15 protein-coding genes are annotated in these 17,156 nt (G+C 71.0%); 6 read left to right on the top strand and 9 right to left on the bottom strand.

Annotated features, from left to right (window positions below; translation table 11 throughout):
* Positions 1 to 74: 74 nt before the first annotated feature.
* From SROS_RS05980 to icmB, 4 genes are all read right to left on the bottom strand, one after another.
* A complete protein-coding gene (locus tag SROS_RS05980; RefSeq protein ID WP_012887988.1) occupies positions 75 to 1,736 on the bottom strand; it encodes a cell division protein PerM in 1,662 nt (553 codons plus the stop codon).
* A gap of 176 nt (positions 1,737 to 1,912) precedes the next feature.
* Positions 1,913 to 2,788, bottom strand: a complete 876-nt coding sequence (sucD, locus tag SROS_RS05975) for a succinate--CoA ligase subunit alpha (RefSeq protein WP_012887987.1) — start codon at positions 2,786 to 2,788, stop codon at positions 1,913 to 1,915.
* The gene (sucC, locus tag SROS_RS05970; RefSeq protein ID WP_012887986.1) at positions 2,788 to 3,969 is read right to left on the bottom strand and encodes an ADP-forming succinate--CoA ligase subunit beta; all 1,182 of its coding nucleotides are present in this window, start codon (positions 3,967 to 3,969) and stop codon (positions 2,788 to 2,790) included. Before sucC ends, sucD begins: the two co-directional genes overlap by 1 nt.
* 132 nt (positions 3,970 to 4,101) lie before the next feature.
* Positions 4,102 to 4,509 carry a coenzyme B12-dependent isobutyryl CoA mutase small subunit gene (gene icmB / locus SROS_RS05965; RefSeq protein WP_012887985.1) on the bottom strand — a complete coding sequence of 136 codons (408 nt, stop codon included), beginning with the start codon at positions 4,507 to 4,509 and terminating at the stop codon, positions 4,102 to 4,104.
* 252 nt (positions 4,510 to 4,761) lie between these two features.
* Here icmB and SROS_RS05960 point away from each other — a divergent pair, with 252 nt between their 5' ends.
* Positions 4,762 to 5,511, top strand: a complete 750-nt coding sequence (locus tag SROS_RS05960) for a hypothetical protein (protein ID WP_012887984.1) — start codon at positions 4,762 to 4,764, stop codon at positions 5,509 to 5,511.
* A gap of 79 nt (positions 5,512 to 5,590) precedes the next feature.
* Here SROS_RS05960 and SROS_RS05955 read toward each other — a convergent pair whose 3' ends face one another.
* Positions 5,591 to 8,020, bottom strand: a complete 2,430-nt coding sequence (locus SROS_RS05955; protein WP_012887983.1) for a PQQ-dependent sugar dehydrogenase — start codon at positions 8,018 to 8,020, stop codon at positions 5,591 to 5,593.
* 269 nt (positions 8,021 to 8,289) lie between these two features.
* Between SROS_RS05955 and SROS_RS05950 the strand changes: the two genes are divergently transcribed.
* The 3 genes from SROS_RS05950 to SROS_RS05940 all read left to right on the top strand — a co-directional run bounded on the left by SROS_RS05950 (position 8,290) and on the right by SROS_RS05940 (position 11,246).
* Positions 8,290 to 9,147 carry a hypothetical protein gene (locus SROS_RS05950; protein ID WP_012887982.1) on the top strand — a complete coding sequence of 286 codons (858 nt, stop codon included), beginning with the start codon at positions 8,290 to 8,292 and terminating at the stop codon, positions 9,145 to 9,147.
* A gap of 166 nt (positions 9,148 to 9,313) precedes the next feature.
* A complete protein-coding gene (locus SROS_RS45715; protein WP_012887981.1) occupies positions 9,314 to 10,177 on the top strand; it encodes a hypothetical protein in 864 nt (287 codons plus the stop codon).
* Between the two features lie 163 nt (positions 10,178 to 10,340).
* Positions 10,341 to 11,246 carry a hypothetical protein gene (locus tag SROS_RS05940; RefSeq protein ID WP_043651439.1) on the top strand — a complete coding sequence of 302 codons (906 nt, stop codon included), beginning with the start codon at positions 10,341 to 10,343 and terminating at the stop codon, positions 11,244 to 11,246.
* An 86-nt stretch (positions 11,247 to 11,332) separates the two neighbouring features.
* Here SROS_RS05940 and pcrA read toward each other — a convergent pair whose 3' ends face one another.
* Positions 11,333 to 13,585 carry a DNA helicase PcrA gene (gene pcrA / locus SROS_RS05935; RefSeq protein ID WP_425358642.1) on the bottom strand — a complete coding sequence of 751 codons (2,253 nt, stop codon included), beginning with the start codon at positions 13,583 to 13,585 and terminating at the stop codon, positions 11,333 to 11,335.
* A gap of 122 nt (positions 13,586 to 13,707) precedes the next feature.
* On the opposite strand from pcrA, the gene SROS_RS05930 reads away from it, so the two are divergent.
* Positions 13,708 to 14,427 carry a PIG-L deacetylase family protein gene (locus tag SROS_RS05930; RefSeq protein WP_012887978.1) on the top strand — a complete coding sequence of 240 codons (720 nt, stop codon included), beginning with the start codon at positions 13,708 to 13,710 and terminating at the stop codon, positions 14,425 to 14,427.
* 49 nt (positions 14,428 to 14,476) lie between these two features.
* The gene (locus SROS_RS05925) at positions 14,477 to 15,217 is read left to right on the top strand and encodes an ABC transporter permease (RefSeq protein WP_012887977.1); all 741 of its coding nucleotides are present in this window, start codon (positions 14,477 to 14,479) and stop codon (positions 15,215 to 15,217) included.
* Here the strand turns inward: SROS_RS05925 and SROS_RS05920 are convergent.
* The 3 genes from SROS_RS05920 to SROS_RS05910 form a co-directional block, all read right to left on the bottom strand.
* A complete protein-coding gene (locus SROS_RS05920) occupies positions 15,171 to 16,040 on the bottom strand; it encodes a CPBP family intramembrane glutamic endopeptidase (protein WP_012887976.1) in 870 nt (289 codons plus the stop codon). The genes SROS_RS05925 and SROS_RS05920 overlap by 47 nt on opposite strands.
* 91 nt (positions 16,041 to 16,131) lie before the next feature.
* The gene (locus SROS_RS05915) at positions 16,132 to 16,395 is read right to left on the bottom strand and encodes a WhiB family transcriptional regulator (protein WP_012887975.1); all 264 of its coding nucleotides are present in this window, start codon (positions 16,393 to 16,395) and stop codon (positions 16,132 to 16,134) included.
* A gap of 101 nt (positions 16,396 to 16,496) precedes the next feature.
* On the bottom strand, positions 16,497 to 17,147 hold the full coding sequence (locus SROS_RS05910) for a neutral zinc metallopeptidase (protein ID WP_012887974.1): 651 nt from the start codon (positions 17,145 to 17,147) through the stop codon (positions 16,497 to 16,499).
* Positions 17,148 to 17,156: the final 9 nt, after the last annotated feature.

Genomic DNA, 17,156 nt, shown 5'->3' with positions numbered 1-17,156 from the left:
TCCGCGAGGTCCGTGTCGCGGCCGGGCATCACCCGTTCGAGCCGGACCGGTCGCGGTCCCGGGCGTAGCGGAGCCTAGTCGCGGTCCCAGGCGTAGGGGTCCAGGTAGATCACGTGGCCGCCCTTGTCGTCGGACTCGTCGACGATGTCGCGCCGGGGCGGGCGCGGCGGTTCGCGGTCGCGGCTCTTCGGAGGGTTCTCCGCCGCCGCCGAGGCGTGCTCGTCCTCCCAGTCGTCCCTGATGACCGGGATCGGCTGGGTGTCGCACTCGGTGGCGTCCAGCCAGTGGCCGGGGAGCATGCAGGGGCCGTCCGGCTCGGCGAGCCCGACCTTGCCCGCCACCGTCCCCGCGGCCTTGGCGATCTTCGCTCCCGCCTTGCGGACCGGCGCGGTGGCCGTGCCGACCTTGGCGGCCGCCTTGGTCACCGCCGCGTTCTGCTCCCGGAAGATCAGCCACCAGTTGGCCAGGCCCGCCGAGATGCCCGCGGCGACGCCCACCTCCAGCGTCACCGAGAGCATGACCTCCCAGGCCGCCGGGCCGACCGCGGAGAGCCTCGCCCCGCCCAGCGAGCCGCCGGACAGCGCGGCCAGCAGCCCGGCCGCCGCACCGGTCGCCAGCCCGCAGACGAACCCCCACAGCGGCGCACCCTCGAACGAGGGCGACGGCGCGATCCTGACACCCAGGACACCCGCCACCGCTCCGGCCGCGAACGGCAGCGCGATCACCACCATCACCCATGCCGGGGTGGGGCCCGCCTCCGGCAGGGCGCCCAGGATCGGCAGGCTCGGCACGGTCCCGAGCTGGACTCCGGTCGGCGCGACCAGCGTGCCGGTGCCGACCGCGAAACCCGGACCGGCGATGTAGGCCATCCCCCAGATGACCGCGTTGAGCAGGTAGAGCCCCTGGACCAGCAGGAGCAGCAGGCCGCCGACGAAGCCGGGCGACAGGACGTCGGACAGCTCCTGGACCTGCTTGAAGTTCACCACGATGGCGCCGAACACCATGACGGCGCCCGCCACCAGCATGATTCCCAGCGCGGCGGCCGAGGCCACCACGACCGAGCGCAGCCGTTCGGGCAGCAGGCGCAGCATCGACCGCCACGGCCCGATCGTCCTGGCGGTGGCCAGCGAGCCGGCGAGGAAGGCCACCACCAGGTGGCTGACCAGCACGTCGCCGAGGAACGGCTGGGTGACCTCGTTCCGGGTGACCAGCGCGATGATCCCGGCCAGCAGCGCGTACGGCGCCGCCAGCGAGATGCCCGCCTGGGCGACCAGCACGAGCTGGGCCCGGCGCCGGGCGTTGGCCTCGTCCTTCGGGCTGTTCTTGGGCAGCCGGGCGGGCAGCCGCAGGCGCAGGTCGGCGTCGCGGGCCATCCAGATCCCGGCCCGGTACAGCAGGAAGGCGGGCAGCACCGTCAGGCCCAGCGGGAGCAGCCCGACCGACCCTCCGGGGATCGCGAACCCCGCGTGGTGGGCCGCCAGCCAGAGCTGGGACGCGGTGCGGAACACCCCCGGCAGGCCCGGACCGAGCGAGCCCTTGGGGGAGGCGATCCAGCCGACCAGGGTGAGAGTGGTGAGCACCGCCAGGCCCACGCCGAGCGTCCACGCGGCGGCGAGCATCCCGGAGACGGGAAGCGGCCGGCGGACGTCGTCGTCGTCACCTGTGACGCCGGGCAGGGGGATACGGCTGAGGACGTTACGGGGAGCCGTCCGGAGCTGATCGAGAAGGGCCGTCACAATAGTCGATGGTCTCAGGATCTTCCGTGTGGGAGAGACTCCTTCGCCCCGCGTGTCGCGTGCCGTATGGGCAACTGTCCGGCGGCAGGCGCATGCCGTACGGGACGCGTGCCGTGAGGGAGGCCGGAGAGCAGGAAAGGCGCCCGGCAGGACATCGGGCGCCTTTCCTGGTGGAACTAGCGGGCCTGCATGACCTCGCGCATCAGGCGGGCGGTCTCGCTCGGGGTCTTGCCGACGCGGACGCCGACCTTCTCCAGAGCCTCCTTCTTCGCCTGGGCGGTGCCGGCCGAGCCGGACACGATCGCGCCCGCGTGGCCCATGGTCTTGCCCTCGGGGGCGGTGAAGCCCGCGACGTAGGCGACGACCGGCTTGGTCACGTGCTGCTCGATGTAGGCGGCGGCGCGCTCCTCGGCGTCTCCGCCGATCTCACCGATCATCACGATCGCGTCGGTGCCCGGGTCGTCCTGGAAGGCCTGGAGGGCGTCGATGTGCGTGGTGCCGATGACCGGGTCGCCACCGATGCCGACGGCGGTGGAGAAGCCGAAGTCCCGCAGCTCGTACATGAGCTGGTAGGTCAGCGTCCCGGACTTCGACACCAGGCCGATGCGGCCGGCGGTGGTGATGTCGGCGGGGATGATGCCGGCGTTGGAGGCGCCGGGCGAGGCGATGCCGGGGCAGTTCGGCCCGATGATGCGGGTCTTGTTGCCCTTGGCGACCGCGTAGGCCCAGAACTCGGTGGTGTCGTGGATCGGGACACCCTCGGTGATCACGACGCAGAGCGGGATCTCGGCGTCGATGGCCTCCTTGACGGCGTCCTTGGTGAACGCCGGGGGCACGAAGACGACCGACACGTCGGCGCCGGTCTCCTTGATGGCCTCGACGACGGTGCCGAAGACGGGCAGACCCTCGTGGGTGGTGCCGGCCTTGCGGGCGTTGACGCCGCCGACGACGCGGGCGCCGGAGGCGAGCATGCGGCGGGTGTGCTTGGTGCCCTCACCGCCGGTCATGCCCTGAACAATGATCTTGCTGTTCTCGGTCAGCCAGATAGCCATTACGCACCTACCGCGGCGAGCTCGGCGGCGCGCTTGGCCGCATCGTCCATGGTGTCCACCAGCTCGACGCCGGAAAGCTTGGCGTCGGCGAGAATCTGACGCCCGAGTTCGGCGTTGTTGCCGTCCAGCCGGACGACCAGCGGGCGGCTGACGGCCTCGCCGCGGCTCTCCAGGAGCTGGAAGGCGGAGACGATGCCGTTGGCGACCGCGTCGCAGGCGGTGATGCCGCCGAAGACGTTCACGAAGATCGACTTCACGGACGGGTCGGAGATGATGATCTCCAGGCCGGCGGCCATGACCTCGGCCGAGGCGCCGCCGCCGATGTCGAGGAAGTTGGCGGGCTTGGGCTGGCCGGGGAAGGCCTCACCGGCGTAGGCGACGACGTCGAGGGTCGACATGACCAGGCCCGCGCCGTTGCCGATGATGCCCACGCTGCCGTCGAGCTTGACGTAGTTGAGGTCCTTCGCCTTGGCCGCGGCCTCAAGAGGGTCCTCCGCGTCCTTGTCCTCGAAGGCCACGTGGTCGGACTGGCGGAAGACCGCGTTGTCGTCGAGGGTGACCTTGCCGTCGAGGGCCTTCACCTGGCCGTCGGCCGACAGGATCATCGGGTTGACCTCGACCAGGGAGGCGTCCTCGTCGACGAAGGCGGCCCAGAGCTTCTCGATGAGCTCCGCGGCGCCGTCGAGCGCGGCCACCGGCAGGCCACCGGCCTCGGCGATCTCGCGGGCCCTGGCGCGGTCCACCCCGTCCAGCGGGGAGACCGGGATCTTGGCGACCTTCTCCGGGGCGCTGTGCGCGACCTCTTCGATGTCCATGCCGCCCGCGGCGGAGCAGATGGCGAGGAAGGTACGGTTCGCGCGGTCGAGCAGGAAGGAGAAGTAGTACTCCTCCGCGATCGCGCTGGCCTCCTCGATCAGGACCTTGTGGACCGTGTGGCCCTTGATGTCCATGCCGAGGATCTGAGTGGCCTTCTGCTCGGCGTCGGCGGCGTCGTCGGCGACCTTGACGCCACCGGCCTTGCCGCGGCCACCGGTCTTGACCTGTGCCTTGACGACGACACGGCCGGTCAGCTGCTCGGCTGCCGCGCGTGCCTCCTCCACGGTGTGCGCGACAACGCCACGCGGCACCGGGATGCCGTACTCCGCGAAGAGCTCCTTCGCCTGATGTTCGAACAGGTCCACGAGGGGTCCGTCCTTGCTTGTCCGGCTGGTGTATAGATGTCGGCGGACCGGCTCCATGATCTGAAGGGGAGCCTGGTGTTTTGCGCCAATGAAGCCTAGCCCCCTGAGGGGCATGAGCAGGTCACCGGGTCCTTAAACGCGGGCGGGAACGACACTCCGCACCCACTCGACGATCTCCTGGGTGGTCGCGCCCGGCGTGAAGACCCGGGCCACGCCCATCCGCCGGAGCTCGGGCATGTCCGCCTCGGGGATGATCCCGCCGCCGAACACCACTATGTCGCCCGCGTCGTCATCCTTCAGCAGTGCGAGGACCTTGGCGAACAGCGTCATGTGCGCGCCCGACAGGATTGAGAGCCCGATCGCCGCTGCGTCCTCCTGGATGGCGGTGCGCACGATCTGCTCGGGCGTCTGGTGCAGGCCGGTGTAGACGACCTCCATCCCGGCGTCCCGCAGGGCCCGCGCCACGATCTTCACACCGCGGTCGTGCCCGTCGAGCCCGGGTTTGGCGATGACGACGCGGATCCTCGGCACGGCATCCATCCAGACCTCCTCGTCCGCGCTCCGCCCGCAACATGAGGGCTGTACGCAGCGTAACCGCCCGCGCGGACGAGGTCCCGTCCGTGCCGGCGTCCTCCCCGGGTCCCCGGGAGCCGGATCTCCGGGATCCGCCCCGGAAGGGCACCCGTTCCGCCGCCTATAAGTATGCTGCGCCGTTTATAAGCATTAAGTCCACATCGCGATACGGCATATCCTAGAGTTTTTGATCTTCTATCCTCAGGAGGAGAACCCCCCATGAAGCGATGGATCATCTTGGTATCCGGCGCGCTGATCCTGCCCGCGACCGCCGTTCCCGCGGACGCCCGGACCGCACCCGCCGATCCGGTGGCCACGCTGAAAGCGCAGTTCGCCGCCCAGCGCGGCGTCAGGATCGTCGAGAGCGCCAGGACCGAGTCCGGCGGAAAGCCCTTCTCCGCGCAGAAGCGCGGCGGCGTCGTGCAGTTCGGCGTCTCGGGTGTGGCGGGATACGACATCCTGACCAAATCCGCTCTCGCCGGGGAGACCGCCAGGCCGGTGCGCACCCTCGCCGTCGGCGGGAGCGTCCACACGAGCGGCGGGGTGATCGGCGAGGGCCTCCCCGAGGGCCGGAGGTGGATGAGTGCGCCCGGCAGCATCCGCGACCTGTCGCCCTTCCTGACGCCGGTTCTCGTCCTGGAGCCGGCCACGCTGAAGACCCTGCTGGCGACCAGCACGGCCAAGAAGCCCGGCGCGAGCCTGCACAGGGGCAAGGTCACCTTCGGCGCGCTCTACCGCGCCTCGCCGTCGTACCGGGCACGCCTCCACAAGAGGCCCAGCGCCAAGATCGCGGCCATGACCGTGACCTGGCGGCTGTGGATGGGGCGCGACGGGCTCCCCAGCAGGCTGGTCACCTCATGGGCGGAGCCGCCGCTCGCCATGAGGGTCACCCGTGTCAGCGACGTGCGGTTCGCCTCGTGGGGGACCCCGGTGAACCTCGCCGCGCCGGTGGAGGAGACGGCCGGCTGACGGCCGCCTCCCACGGGAGACCCCGGTGGGACCCGGCCGGGCCGGATCCCTCCGCCCCGGCCCGGCCGTCCCGGTTCCGTCAGCCGGCCGCGCCGGCGAACTTCAGCCGCACCACGGTGTTGTCGAGGACGGACGGCGTGCCGCCGTTCTTGTCGTTGTTGGTCGAGGTGAGCCAGAGCCCGCCGTCGGGGGTCTTGACGACGGTGCGCAGGCGGCCCCAGCGGCCGTTGAAGAACGCCCGGGGCGTGTCGGTGGTGCTACCGGTGATCTTCATGACCCAGAGCCGCTGGCCCCGGACGGCCGCCATGTAGATCCAGTCGTTGACGATCTCCAGGCCGCTCGGCGACGCGGCGGCGACGTCCCACTGCTGGACCGGGTTGACGTATGCCGAGTTGCTGCACCTGCCCTCGCAGTTGGGCCAGCCGTAGTTCTTGCCGGGCTGGATCAGGTTGAGCTCGTCCAGTGTGGCGTCGCCGAACTCCGACTGCCACAGCCGTCCCTGGGAGTCCCAGGCCAGGCCCTGCGGGTTGCGGTGGCCGAGGGAGTACACCCGCGGCGCGCTCGGGAACGGGTTGCCGGGCGCGCCCGCGCCGGTCGGCGTCACGCGCAGGATCTTGCCGTTGAGCGAGTTGAGGTTCTGCGCCCGGTTGCCGTCCTGGGCGTCGCCGGTGGTGATGTAGAGGAAGCCGTCCGGGCCGAACTTGATCCGGCCACCGTTGTGGAACTTGTTCTTGGCGATGCCGGTGACGAGCGGCTCGCGGGCACCGATCTGCCCGTTCTCGTACGTGAACCGCACGACGCGGTTGTCGGACGCGGCCGTGTGGAAGGCGTAGACGTAGTGGTCGGTGGCGAAGTCCGGCGAGATCGCCAGGCCCAGGAGCCCGCCCTCGCCGCTGGTCGTCACCGCTTCGGTGATCTTTCCGGCCACGGTCTTCTGCCCGCTCCGGGTGACGCGGACGATCTCGAACCGGTCCCGCTCGGCGACCAGCGCGCTGCCGTCGGGCAGGAAGGCGACGCCCCACGGCAGGTCGAGTTTGACGACGTCCCTGTCGTAGCCGGGGTCGCCTCCGCCAGCCGTACCGCTCGTCTTCACCGCCAGTGGCGCGCTGCGCGGCGAGACGTTGCCGTTGGCGTCGAACGCCTCGACGGTGAACGCGTAGGTCGTGTTGGGCGCCAGCCCGTCCGCGGTCGCCGTCAGGTCGGGCACGGTGGCGAACCGCGTGCCGTCGCGGTAGACGTGGTAGCCGGTGACCCCGATGTTGTCGGTCGAGGCGTTCCAGGCCAGCGTGACCGTGCCGGCCGCGACGTTGGTCGCGCGCAGGCCGGCCGGCGTGCTCGGCGGCTGGACGTCGTCGCTCGGCGGCGTGGTGACGTCGACGTTGTTGCCGCCCTGGGAGGCGTTGCCCGCCGCGTCGTAGGCGAGCACGCTCAGCACGTACCTGGTGTTGGGCGTCAGGCCCGGCAGCGTGGTGGCGGTGACGTTGCCGCCCACGGTCATGAGCACGTTGCCGCCGTTGTAGATCTTGTACTGCGACACGCCCACGTTGTCGGTGGACGCGTCCCAGGCCAGGTCGGCCGAGGTCGGCCTGACCTCGCCGACGACGCGCAGGTTCGCGGGGGCGGTCGGCGGCTCGGCGTCGGCCGGCGCCGCCGCGCTCAGCCGGTCGAGGTTGGGGCCGCCGCCCGCGGTGGTGGCGGTGGCCCGGACCTTGTTGGCACCGGCGACGAGGCCCGCGGTGACGGATCTCTCCACCCAGGTGGTCCACGCGCCCGTGCCGGGGAACGACAGCCCGGCCGAGACCGTCACGCCGTTGACGGAGACGTCCATCGGCCTGTCGGTCGCGGTGCCGTTGGCGAAGCGGAACCTCAGGCCGTAGTTTCCGGCGGTCGCCGCGTTGACGGTGAACTCGACGTAGGAGCCGGCGACGTTGGCGTAGTCGACGAATCCGGTGCCGGTGAACCCGGCGTGCTTGGTGTCCACGACCCCCTGGGAGATCGTGGCGTTCTCCGCCTGGTAGTCGTTGCCGGCCACCGTCACCTCGACGTCCAGGAAGTCCAGGTTGGGCGTGCCGCCCGCGGTGGTGGACGTGATCCGGACGGTGTTGGCCCCGGCCCTCACCGGCGCGGTCAGGGTGGAGGTCGCCCAGGTGGCCCAGGCGCCGGTGCCGTCGAACGCGCGGCCGGCCGAGACGACGGTGCCGTTGACGGCGACGTCGGCGGGGCGGTTGACGGTGGTGCCGTTGGCGTACCGGATGGCGATGGCGGCGGATCCGGCCCCGGCGGCGTTGACGGTGAACTCGACGTAGGAGCCGGCGACGTTGTCGGTGTTGACGAACCCGGTGCCGGAGAATCCGGCGTGGTTGGATTCCACGGCGCCCTGGGAGATGGTGGCGGTTTCCGCTTCGTACCTGGTCGGCGCGGCCGCGGCGGGGAGCGCGGCCAGCAGGCCGAGCAGCAGCCCGGCCACGAGCGCGCCGGCCAGCGAACGCGCTCGGATAGGAGATCTCATCGATCCTCCTGCTGTCGTCTTGGGGGGAAGGAGAGCGAGGAGAGCTAGTTAGGAAGCCTTCCTAACTATAGGAGGGATGGGATCATTTCCTCCCCCCACTGTCAATAGAGCCGACAGGGCCCGTGATGTCCGCGCCGGTGGCGGCCGGCGCGGCGCCGTACGGCTCACGCATGCGCAATCCGCAGGCGGGACTTGTTGGCCCACGCCATAGCCGGGGCCCCGGCGGTTGGCTAGCTTGGCGGATCTTGACCCCGGGGAGGGAGATCCCGATGAGACGGTGGATGGCCGCGTTGGCAGCCGTGCTGGCCGGTTCGGTGCTGTCGACGGGGGTGGCGGAGGCGCAGGCCCCACCGTCCCCCGTGCAGCGGCTGAAGCAGCAGTTCGGCGAGCATGTGGGGCTGCGGATCTCCGACCTCGGCCGGGTCTACCAGGACGGCAAGCCGGCCGTCACCATCTGGCGCAAGGGCAGGGTGGAGTTCGACGCGGCCGGGGTGTACGGCACCGACACCGTGGGGCGGACGGAGCTGGGGAAGGGGGTCGTCAGGGAGCTGGAGAACCAATTGGGGCAGCGGCTCGGCTCCACCCGGGTGATCTGCTTCCCGGACGAGGCCTACCTGTCCGGCCCCGGCTACGAGACATGGCTACCGGAGGGCAAGACCTGGCTCGGCCTGATCGGCCCGGCGAACATCAAGCAGACGGCCGCGCTGCCGCAGATCGTGAACATCTTCGAGCCCGCCACCCTGGGCACCCTGCTCTCGCACACCACGTCGAGGAAGAAGGGCTCCTACGGCACGGTCCTCCAGGGCGCCGTCACGCTGCGCACCCTCTACAGGGTCTCCCCCAGCTTCCGCGACCGGCTCGCCGGCCCGCCCAGCGCGCGGAGCGGCCGGATCCCGATCGGCTTCCGGCTCTGGCTCGACCGGACCGGCCTGGCCCGCCGCCTGACCACCACCTGGAAGCAGCCCCTCCCCGGGCGGCCCCGGAGCCACACCACCACGGTCGCCGACACCCGCTACACCGGCTGGGGCTCGCCCGTCACGCTCACCCCGCCGCCCCCGGAGGACACCGCCGACGCCGGCCGCGTCGGCGCCGACTTCCCCGAGCCCGCGGTGCTGCCCATCGGATAGGGCGGAGCGATTTCCCACACCGTGCACGGAGCCGGATTCTGCACGAAATATCCACAAGTCATTCAAGGTAAAACTCCATATACGAGATTTCATCGTGATCTTGATCTGCAATAATTCCGACATCTCTCCCACACGGGGTGGAGGGATTATTCAGGAGGATTTTTCCTTGAAGCGATACATCGCCGGTCTGGCGTGCGCCGCGACGGCCGTACTGAGCGCTCCCGCGCTCGCCTCGACCGCGCATGCCCAGGCCGCCGATCCGATCAGCGCGCTGAAGAGCCAGTTCAGCAGTGGACGCGGCGTGAACTTCGTCGACACCACGAAGACGCAGGGCCCGCAGGGAAACATGGTCCTCGCCAAGCGCACCGGCGCGCTCCAGTTCGGCCCCTCCGGAATCAGCGCCTCCGACCAGACCGCCCAGCTGCGGTTCAAGGCGAGCGATTTCGAAGACCTCACGGAGGGCGAGGAAGACGAGGACTTCTCCAAGTTCTTCAGAGGGCTGGCCAAGCCCGAGCGGGTCGTCCGCATCAAGAACACGACCTATGTCTCCGGTGGCGTCATGGGCGAGTTCATGCCCGCGGACAAGACCTGGGTCCGGTTCCCCGACGGCCTGCTCGGCTTCACCGGCGCCATGAGCCAGTTCGTCAACGTGGCCGAGCCCGCGACGCTCAAGGCCCTGCTGGCGCACGCCACCAAGCACGGCGGAACCTACAGCGGAAAGATCACCTTTGGTGAGCTGAACAAGGTCTCACCGTGGTTCCGGGCCTCCTTGGGCGCCCCGACCGCGAAGACCGCCAAGATTGTGGTGAGCTGGAAGCTGTTCCTCGGCTCCGACCGGCTCGCCAAGCGGCTGGTGACGACCTACTCCACGGCCGGCTCCGCCGAGAGCACGGTGACGGTCGACACCCGCTACACCGGCTGGGGTTCCAAGGTCACGGTCAAGGCCCCGCCCGCCGACCAGGTCGCCGACCTGAAGGATCTGGAGGAGGGCGCGGAGACCGCCACCTCCATCCCCCTGCTCGGCAACTGATCACCCTGCGCTGACCGCATCACCGCGCCCGGCAGGCCCCGCCTGCCGGGCGCACCTTATTGATCAGCTTTTAGCCCGAAATGATGTTAATTGAGCAAGAATCTCGGGTGATCCCTCAGCGACGACGCGAGGACCCATACGGGAGGACCCCTATATGAGGCGAATGATCGCCACTCTGACCGGCGCCACCGCGGCGGCGCTGATCGCCCCCGCACTCGTGGCCGCCGCCGCTCCCGCGAACGCCCAGCCCGCGCAGGCGAGCGTCCAGACCGCGCAGGCCGACCCGGTGTCGGCGCTGAAGAGCCAGTTCAAGCTCCACCGCGGCGTCAAGCTCGCCGAGAACGCGAAGATCATCGGCGAGGGCGAGAACCAGCGATCGATCTTCAACCGGCGCGGCGGCGTGCTGGAGTTCGGCAGGTCGGGCGTGGTGGCCTCGGACGTCACCGACAAGTTCACCCTGCCCGGGGCCGACAAGGAGCTCAAGAACCTGTTCGGCCCCTCCCGCACGATCACGGTGAAGGACACCACCTACACCTCCGGCGGCTTCTACGCCGACTCCATGCCCGAGGGCAAGAAGTGGCTGCGCGCCAAGGGCGGCGCGGTGGTCGTAGGCAACCCCGCGCAGCAGATCCTCAACCCCCTCGAACCCGCCACCCTGAAGGCGGCGCTGGCCCACACGGCGACCAGGCGTCCCGGCGGCACCTGGGACGGCGCCCGGACCGTCGTCCACTCGGGCACGATCACCCTGGGCGAGCTCTACAAGGTCTCCCCCACGGTCCGCGCGCTGCTGGGCGGCAAGCCCTCGGCCGCGTCCGCGACGCTGCCGGTGAGCTGGAAGCTCTACCTCGGCCCCGACCAGCTCGTACGGCGGGCCGTCTCCTCCTGGACGCAGTCCCTGCGGGGCCTGACCAGCCTGGACATGACCTACCTCAACGACAGCCGCTACTCCGGCTGGGGCACGAGGTCGGCCATCAAGGCTCCGCCCGCCTCCCAGGTCGCGGACTTCGACGACCTCGACCTCGGCGAGGAGCAGACCGAGGACCCGTTCGTCCGCGTCTTCAAGGACTGACCCCACTCCGGAGCCGCCCCGTCCCGGACAGTCCCATCCCGGACAGGCCCGGTGAGCCGGAGCTCACCGGGACTGTCCGGCGTCCGTCAGAGCTTCTCCAGCGACGCGTAGGCCAGCAGCAGGGTCTTCTCCCCGCCACTGCCGAAGTCGATCTTCGCCTTGGTCTTCTCGGCCACGCCGTCCACCGACACGACCGTGCCCAGGCCGAACTGGTCGTGGGTGACCCGGTCACCCGGGCTCAGGTTGGGGATGGGCTTCCCGCCGGGCTTCCTGGCGGGAGCCGGACGGGTCTCGCGGCGGGAGGTGCCGGCGCTCCAGGCGTTCTTACCTGGGTCGCCGCGCCAGTCGACCAGCTCCCCCGGGATCTCGGCGACGAAGCGGGAGGCCGGGTTGAACGCGGGCGCCCCCCATGAGCTGCGGACGGCCGCCCGGGAGACGTAGAGGCGCTTCTCGGCCCGGGTGATGCCGACGTAGGCCAGCCGGCGCTCCTCCTCCAGCTCCTTCGGCTCGCCCAGCGAGCGCATGTGCGGGAAGACGCCGTCCTCCATCCCGGTGAGGAACACCACCGGGAACTCCAGCCCCTTGGCGGTGTGCAGGGTCATCAGCGTGACCACGCCCTGGCCGCCGTCGCCCGCCGGGATCTGGTCGGCGTCGGCCACCAGGGAGACCTGCTCCAGGAACTCCACGAGCGTGCCCTCGGGGTTGGCCTCCTCGAACTCCGACGCCACCGAGATCATCTCGTCCAGGTTCTCCAGACGGCTCTCGTCCTGCGGGTCACCCGAGGTCGCGAGCTCCGTCCGGTAACCGGTGCTCTCCAGCACCTCCTGGGCCAGCTCCGACGGCGGCGTGCCGGCGGCCTTGGCCATCAGCTCCTCCATCAGCGCGACGAACTCCCTGATGGCGTTGAGCGAGCGGGTGGCCATGCCCGGCGCCTCGTCCGCCCGGCGGAGCCCCTCCCAGAACGGGATCCGCTCGCGGGACGCGAACGCCTCCACCATCGCCTCGGCCCGGTCGCCGATGCCGCGCTTGGGGACGTTCAGGATCCGGCGCAGCGACACCACGTCGTTGGGGTTGGCCAGCACCCGCAGGTAGGCCAGCAGGTCACGGACCTCCTTGCGCTCGTAGAAGCGCACCCCGCCGACCACCTTGTACGGCAGGCCGGTCCGGATGAAGATCTCCTCGAACACCCGGGAGGCCGCGTTGGTCCGGTAGAAGACCGCCACCTGGCCGGGCACGACGCCCTCGTCGTCGGTGAGCTTGTCGACCTCCTGCGCGACGAACATGGCCTCGTCGTGCTCGTTGTCCGCGACGTAGCCGACGATCTTCGGGCCGGCGCCCTGATCGGACCAGAGGTTCTTCGGCTTGCGGCTCTCGTTGCGCGAGATCACCGCGTTGGCCGCGCTCAGGATCGTCTGGGTGGAGCGGTAGTTCTGCTCCAGCAGGATCGTCTTGGCGTTGGGGTAGTCGCGCTCGAACTCCAGGATGTTGCGGATCGTCGCGCCCCGGAAGGCGTAGATCGACTGGTCGGCGTCGCCGACCACGCACAGCTCGGCCGGGGCGATCGTGCCCTCCCTGACCAGGTCGCCGTCGGCGGTGCGCAGCTCGGGAGCGCCGACGAGCTCGCGGATCAGGGTGTACTGGGCGTGGTTGGTGTCCTGGTATTCGTCCACCATGACGTGGCGCCAGCGGCGCCGGTAGTGCTCGGCCACGTCGGGGAAGATCTGGAACAGCGTGACCGTCAGCATGATGAGGTCGTCGAAGTCCATCGCGCCGGCCTCGGTCAGCTTCCGCTGGTAGTTGCGGTAGGCCTCGGCGAGCGTGCGCTCCAGGTGGCTGGAGGCCTGTCCGGCCGCCGTCTCGTAGTCGATCAGCTCGTTCTTGAAGTTGCTGACCTGGGCGGAGAAGGAGCGCGGCGGGTAGCGCTTGGGGTCGAGGTCCATCTCCCGGCAGACCATCGCCATCAGCCGCTGGGAGTCGGCCTGGTCGTAGATGGAGAAGCTCGACGGGAAGCCCAGCCGCTTGGCCTCGCGCCGCAGGATCCGCACGCACGCGCTGTGGAAGGTCATCACCCACATCGCCGCCGAGCGCGGGCCGATGAGGTTGTCGACCCGGTCCTTCATCTCCCGCGCGGCCTTGTTGGTGAAGGTGATCGCCAGGATCTCCTGCGGCTGCGCGCCCCGCTCGCCCAGCAGGTAGGCGATGCGGTGGGTCAGCACCCGTGTCTTGCCCGATCCGGCCCCCGCGACGATGAGCAGCGGGCTGCCGTGATGCACGACGGCCTCCCGCTGCTGGGGGTTGAGCCCGTCGAGCAACGGGTGGGTCAGGGAAGCGGCTGGGATCGACACGCTCCCTAGGTTATGGCGGTCCGCCGACAACCGGGTCCAGCCGCGGAAAGGAATGCCGACAGACTTGTCAGTAGTTGTGAGAATTGATCGATATGCGGAGAACAGAGGGGCCTCTCATGCTGTCTGAGAACGAGATCAACCGGGTACTCGTGGTGACCGCGCACCCGGATGACGTCGACTTCGCCGCCGCGGGATCGATCGCGCAGTTCACCGACCGGGGCGTCGAGGTGACCTACTGCATCGTCACCGACGGCGACGCGGGCGGCTTCGACCGGGAGCTGGACAACGGGGGCATGGCGGAGCTCCGCCGTACCGAACAGACCAACGCGGCGAAGATCGTCGGCGTGACCGACCTGCGCTTCCTCGGCTACCACGACGGGACCGTGGTGCAGAGCCTGGACCTGCGGCGCGACATCACCCGGGTCATCCGCCAGGTCCGACCCGACCTGGTGATCACTCACACCCCGGAGCGCAACTACGGGTTCATCGCCCCCAGCCACCCCGACCACCGCGCGGTCGGCGGCTCCGCGCTCGACGCCGTCTACCCCGACGCGCGCAACCCCTACACCTTCCCCTCCCTCCTGCTGGAGGAGGGCCTGGAGGCGTGGACGGTCCGGGAGGTCTGGCTCAACGGCGGCCAGACCCCCGACCATCACGTCGACATCACCGGCACCTTCGAACGCAAGCTCTCCGCGCTGCGCGCCCATGTGAGCCAGACCAGCCACATGGAGGGGTTCGACGACTTCCTCCGGACCCGGTTCTCACAGGTCGCGGCCGAGGCGGGCCTCGGGGAGGGCCGTTACGCCGAGGCCTTCCAGCGGGTCCCCACGGCCTGAGCCGGCCGGCGATGAGGAGCGCCCGGCCGCCGGGAGGAGACCCGCCGCCGTGAGCCCCGTCGACCTGTCACCGGTCACCGCCGTCGCCGTCGCCCTCCTGGCCCTCGCGGGCGCCGCCGTCGCCCTGCTCGGCCGCCTCGGGCACGCCCGCGCCGTGCTCACCGCGTGCCTGCGGGCGGCCGTCCAGCTCGGCGCGGTGTCGCTGATCATCGTCTGGGCCGTCGGGCGACCGCTCGCGGTGGCGGCCTTCGTGCTGGTCATGTACGGCGTCGCGAGCCTGACCGCGGGTCGCAGGATCACTTCGGGCCGGGCGGTCCGGTGGGCCGCCGTGCCCATCGCTGTGGGGACCCTGCCGGTCCTCGCACTGCTCGTCGGCACCGGAACCGTCCCGCTGAAGGGCATCACGCTGATCCCCGTCGCGGGCATCCTGCTCGGCGGGTGCCTGACGGTCACCGCGCTCGCGGGACGGCGGGCGGTGGACGAGCTGGTCCAGCGGCGCGGCGAGGTCGAGGCGGCACTCGCGCTTGGCTTCTCCGAGCGGGACGCGGCGCTGGAGATCTGCCGCCCGGCGGCGGCTCAGGCGCTGGTGCCCGCGCTGGACCAGACCTCGACCGTGGGACTGGTCACGCTGCCGGGGGCCTTCGTCGGGATGCTGCTGGGCGGGGCGAGCCCGCTCCAGGCCGGGGTCGTCCAGCTCGTGGTGCTGGTCGCGCTGCTGGCGGCCGAGGCCGCGGCCGTACTCGTCACGATCGAGCTGGCGGCTCGGGGCCGGTTCCGCGCGAGCCGGTGAGACGGCCGCCTCCGGAGCCGGGGTCCGCGGGGGCGAGGCGGGCGAACAGGTAGCCCAGCGAGTTGGTCGCGACATGCAGCAGCGAGGGGGCGGCCAGGCCTCCCCGGCGGCGCAGCTCGCAGAAGAACACCCCGGCGAGCCCCGTGGCGGCCACCGACCCGGCCACCACCCGCGCCGCCTCCCACCGCGACGCCCGCGCCGGCGGATCCTGCGCGGCCCCGTCCTCCCCCCGCCGGTCCTCCTCCAGCGGCCCGTCGCCGGGCGGCTCCCCAGCCGCCAGGCCGCTCAGCGCGGGATTGGCCGCCATCATGTCGATCGCGGGGAGCACGTGCCAGAGGCCGAACAGGGCCGAGGAGACGGCGGTGGCCGTACGGGGGCCGTGGGAGCGGGTGAGGAGGGCGTGGAGGACCCCGCGGAAACCGACCTCCTCCAGCAGGACCGTACCGACCGGCACCTGGAGCAGGGCCTCCTCAAGCGCACGGGCCCGGGAGAGCGACAGCGCCCGCTCGTCGCGGAAGAAGCGGCGGGTGGCCGGGACGGCGATCCCCACGGCGTAGACCCCGGCCACGGCCGAGGCGAGGGTGCCGCCGATCCGCAGGCCGGGCGGGCCTCTGTGGAACCCCAGCTCGGACCAGGACAGCCCGGAACGGCGGGCCAGGGCGAGCAGCGCGCAGGTGGCGGCGGCCGAGGTCAGGGGGGCCAGGCGCGGCGCGACGCGGTTGTTGACGACGTTGGCCGCCGCCAGGACCGCCACCGCGCCCGCGAGCACCGCCCCCCGGTCCGCCTTCACGGCGGCCACCGCGCCCGAGAGCACCGCCGTCACGGCCGCGCCGCCCGGCTCCGCCCGCGCCGCGTCCCGGATCCGCGCATCTTGATCCTCCTCAGCCTCAGGTCCGAGGCTATGCGAGGCGGGCTCATCCCGCGGCGGGCTGCCGCCATCCGGAGGGGAACCGCAGGCGGCGCCGTTCCTGGACGGTGAGGCCGCCCCAGATCCCCTCGGGCTCCCCCGCCCGCACGGCGTAGGCCCGGCAGTCAGCCAGCACCGGGCATCCCGCGCAGACCGCCTTCGCCCGCGCCTCCTGCTCGGCCGACTGCGCCAGTGGAAAGAACAGGTCGGGATCGCTCGCACGGCAGGCGCCCCGTATGGCCCAGCCGATCTCGCGCACCTTCCTCCGCATGGCATCACCCCCTGATGGATCACCGGCCCTCAGACTAGGCGGATCCCAGCGGCGCGACATCAACCTCCCGGTGGATTCAGGGGTAACCGCCGGGGTGTATCTCAGCAGGCCGCGGTGCCCTCGTTGTACCCCTTGGCGAAGAGCGCCTGGCGCTGCTCCGCCGTACCGTGGGCGTCGGGACGGAGCCAGTCGTCGGTGGGGTCTCCCGCCGCCGCGAGGTTGAGGAGCAGCTCGTCCTTGTCGCCCGGCTCCGCCTCCAGCGACCCGCCCTCGACGAGCGCGCCGAGGGTGCCACCCGCGTAGCAGTCGGCCTGGAGCTCCCGCTCCACGTTGAGCCGGAAGCCGCTGTTCAGCTGCGCCTGTACGGCGTGCCCGAACTCGTGCGGGATGATCACGTAGACCGAGCCGTCGCCCATCTCGTCGTACAGCTTGCGCATCCAGCTCTCGTCGTAGGCGATGAAGTGCCCGTCCGCGCAGTAGAAGGCGTTGTTCGGCACCGACGGCCGGCCACCGCAGCCGGGGCCGTCCTCCCCCCGGTAGGCGGTGAAGGCGGTGACCGGGCGGTAGGCCAGCCCGTCGGCGGAGAAGACCTGCCGCCAGTAGGCCTCGCTGAGCTCCTTGGCCAGCCGGATGTCGGACTCGAACGTCTGCCCCAGCGGGGCCGGGCCGGCGGCGCCGGTGCCCGCCCGGTCGCTCCCGCAGGCCGCGACTGTGACCATCAGGAGCAGCAGGAGACAGCGGAAGGCTTTCATGCCCCTCAT

This window comes from Streptosporangium roseum DSM 43021, from assembly GCF_000024865.1.
Lineage (GTDB): Bacteria > Actinomycetota > Actinomycetes > Streptosporangiales > Streptosporangiaceae > Streptosporangium > Streptosporangium roseum.
Note: the sequence above shows the minus strand (reverse complement) of the source record. Positions and strands in the feature narration are given on the sequence as shown.

What these genes read in the sequence shown, in the direction of transcription:
- sucD (WP_012887987.1), bottom strand. Translation starts at nt 2,788, where the DNA reads ATGGCTATCTGGCTGACCGAGAACAGCAAGATCATTGTTCAGGGCATG.
- icmB (WP_012887985.1), bottom strand. Translation starts at nt 4,509, where the DNA reads ATGGATGCCGTGCCGAGGATCCGCGTCGTCATCGCCAAACCCGGGCTC.
- SROS_RS05960 (WP_012887984.1), top strand. Translation starts at nt 4,762, where the DNA reads ATGAAGCGATGGATCATCTTGGTATCCGGCGCGCTGATCCTGCCCGCG.
- SROS_RS05955 (WP_012887983.1), bottom strand. Translation starts at nt 8,020, where the DNA reads ATGAGATCTCCTATCCGAGCGCGTTCGCTGGCCGGCGCGCTCGTGGCC.
- SROS_RS05950 (WP_012887982.1), top strand. Translation starts at nt 8,290, where the DNA reads ATGAGACGGTGGATGGCCGCGTTGGCAGCCGTGCTGGCCGGTTCGGTG.
- SROS_RS05940 (WP_043651439.1), top strand. Translation starts at nt 10,341, where the DNA reads ATGATCGCCACTCTGACCGGCGCCACCGCGGCGGCGCTGATCGCCCCC.
- SROS_RS05930 (WP_012887978.1), top strand. Translation starts at nt 13,708, where the DNA reads ATGCTGTCTGAGAACGAGATCAACCGGGTACTCGTGGTGACCGCGCAC.
- SROS_RS05915 (WP_012887975.1), bottom strand. Translation starts at nt 16,395, where the DNA reads ATGCGGAGGAAGGTGCGCGAGATCGGCTGGGCCATACGGGGCGCCTGC.
- SROS_RS05910 (WP_012887974.1), bottom strand. Translation starts at nt 17,147, where the DNA reads ATGAAAGCCTTCCGCTGTCTCCTGCTGCTCCTGATGGTCACAGTCGCG.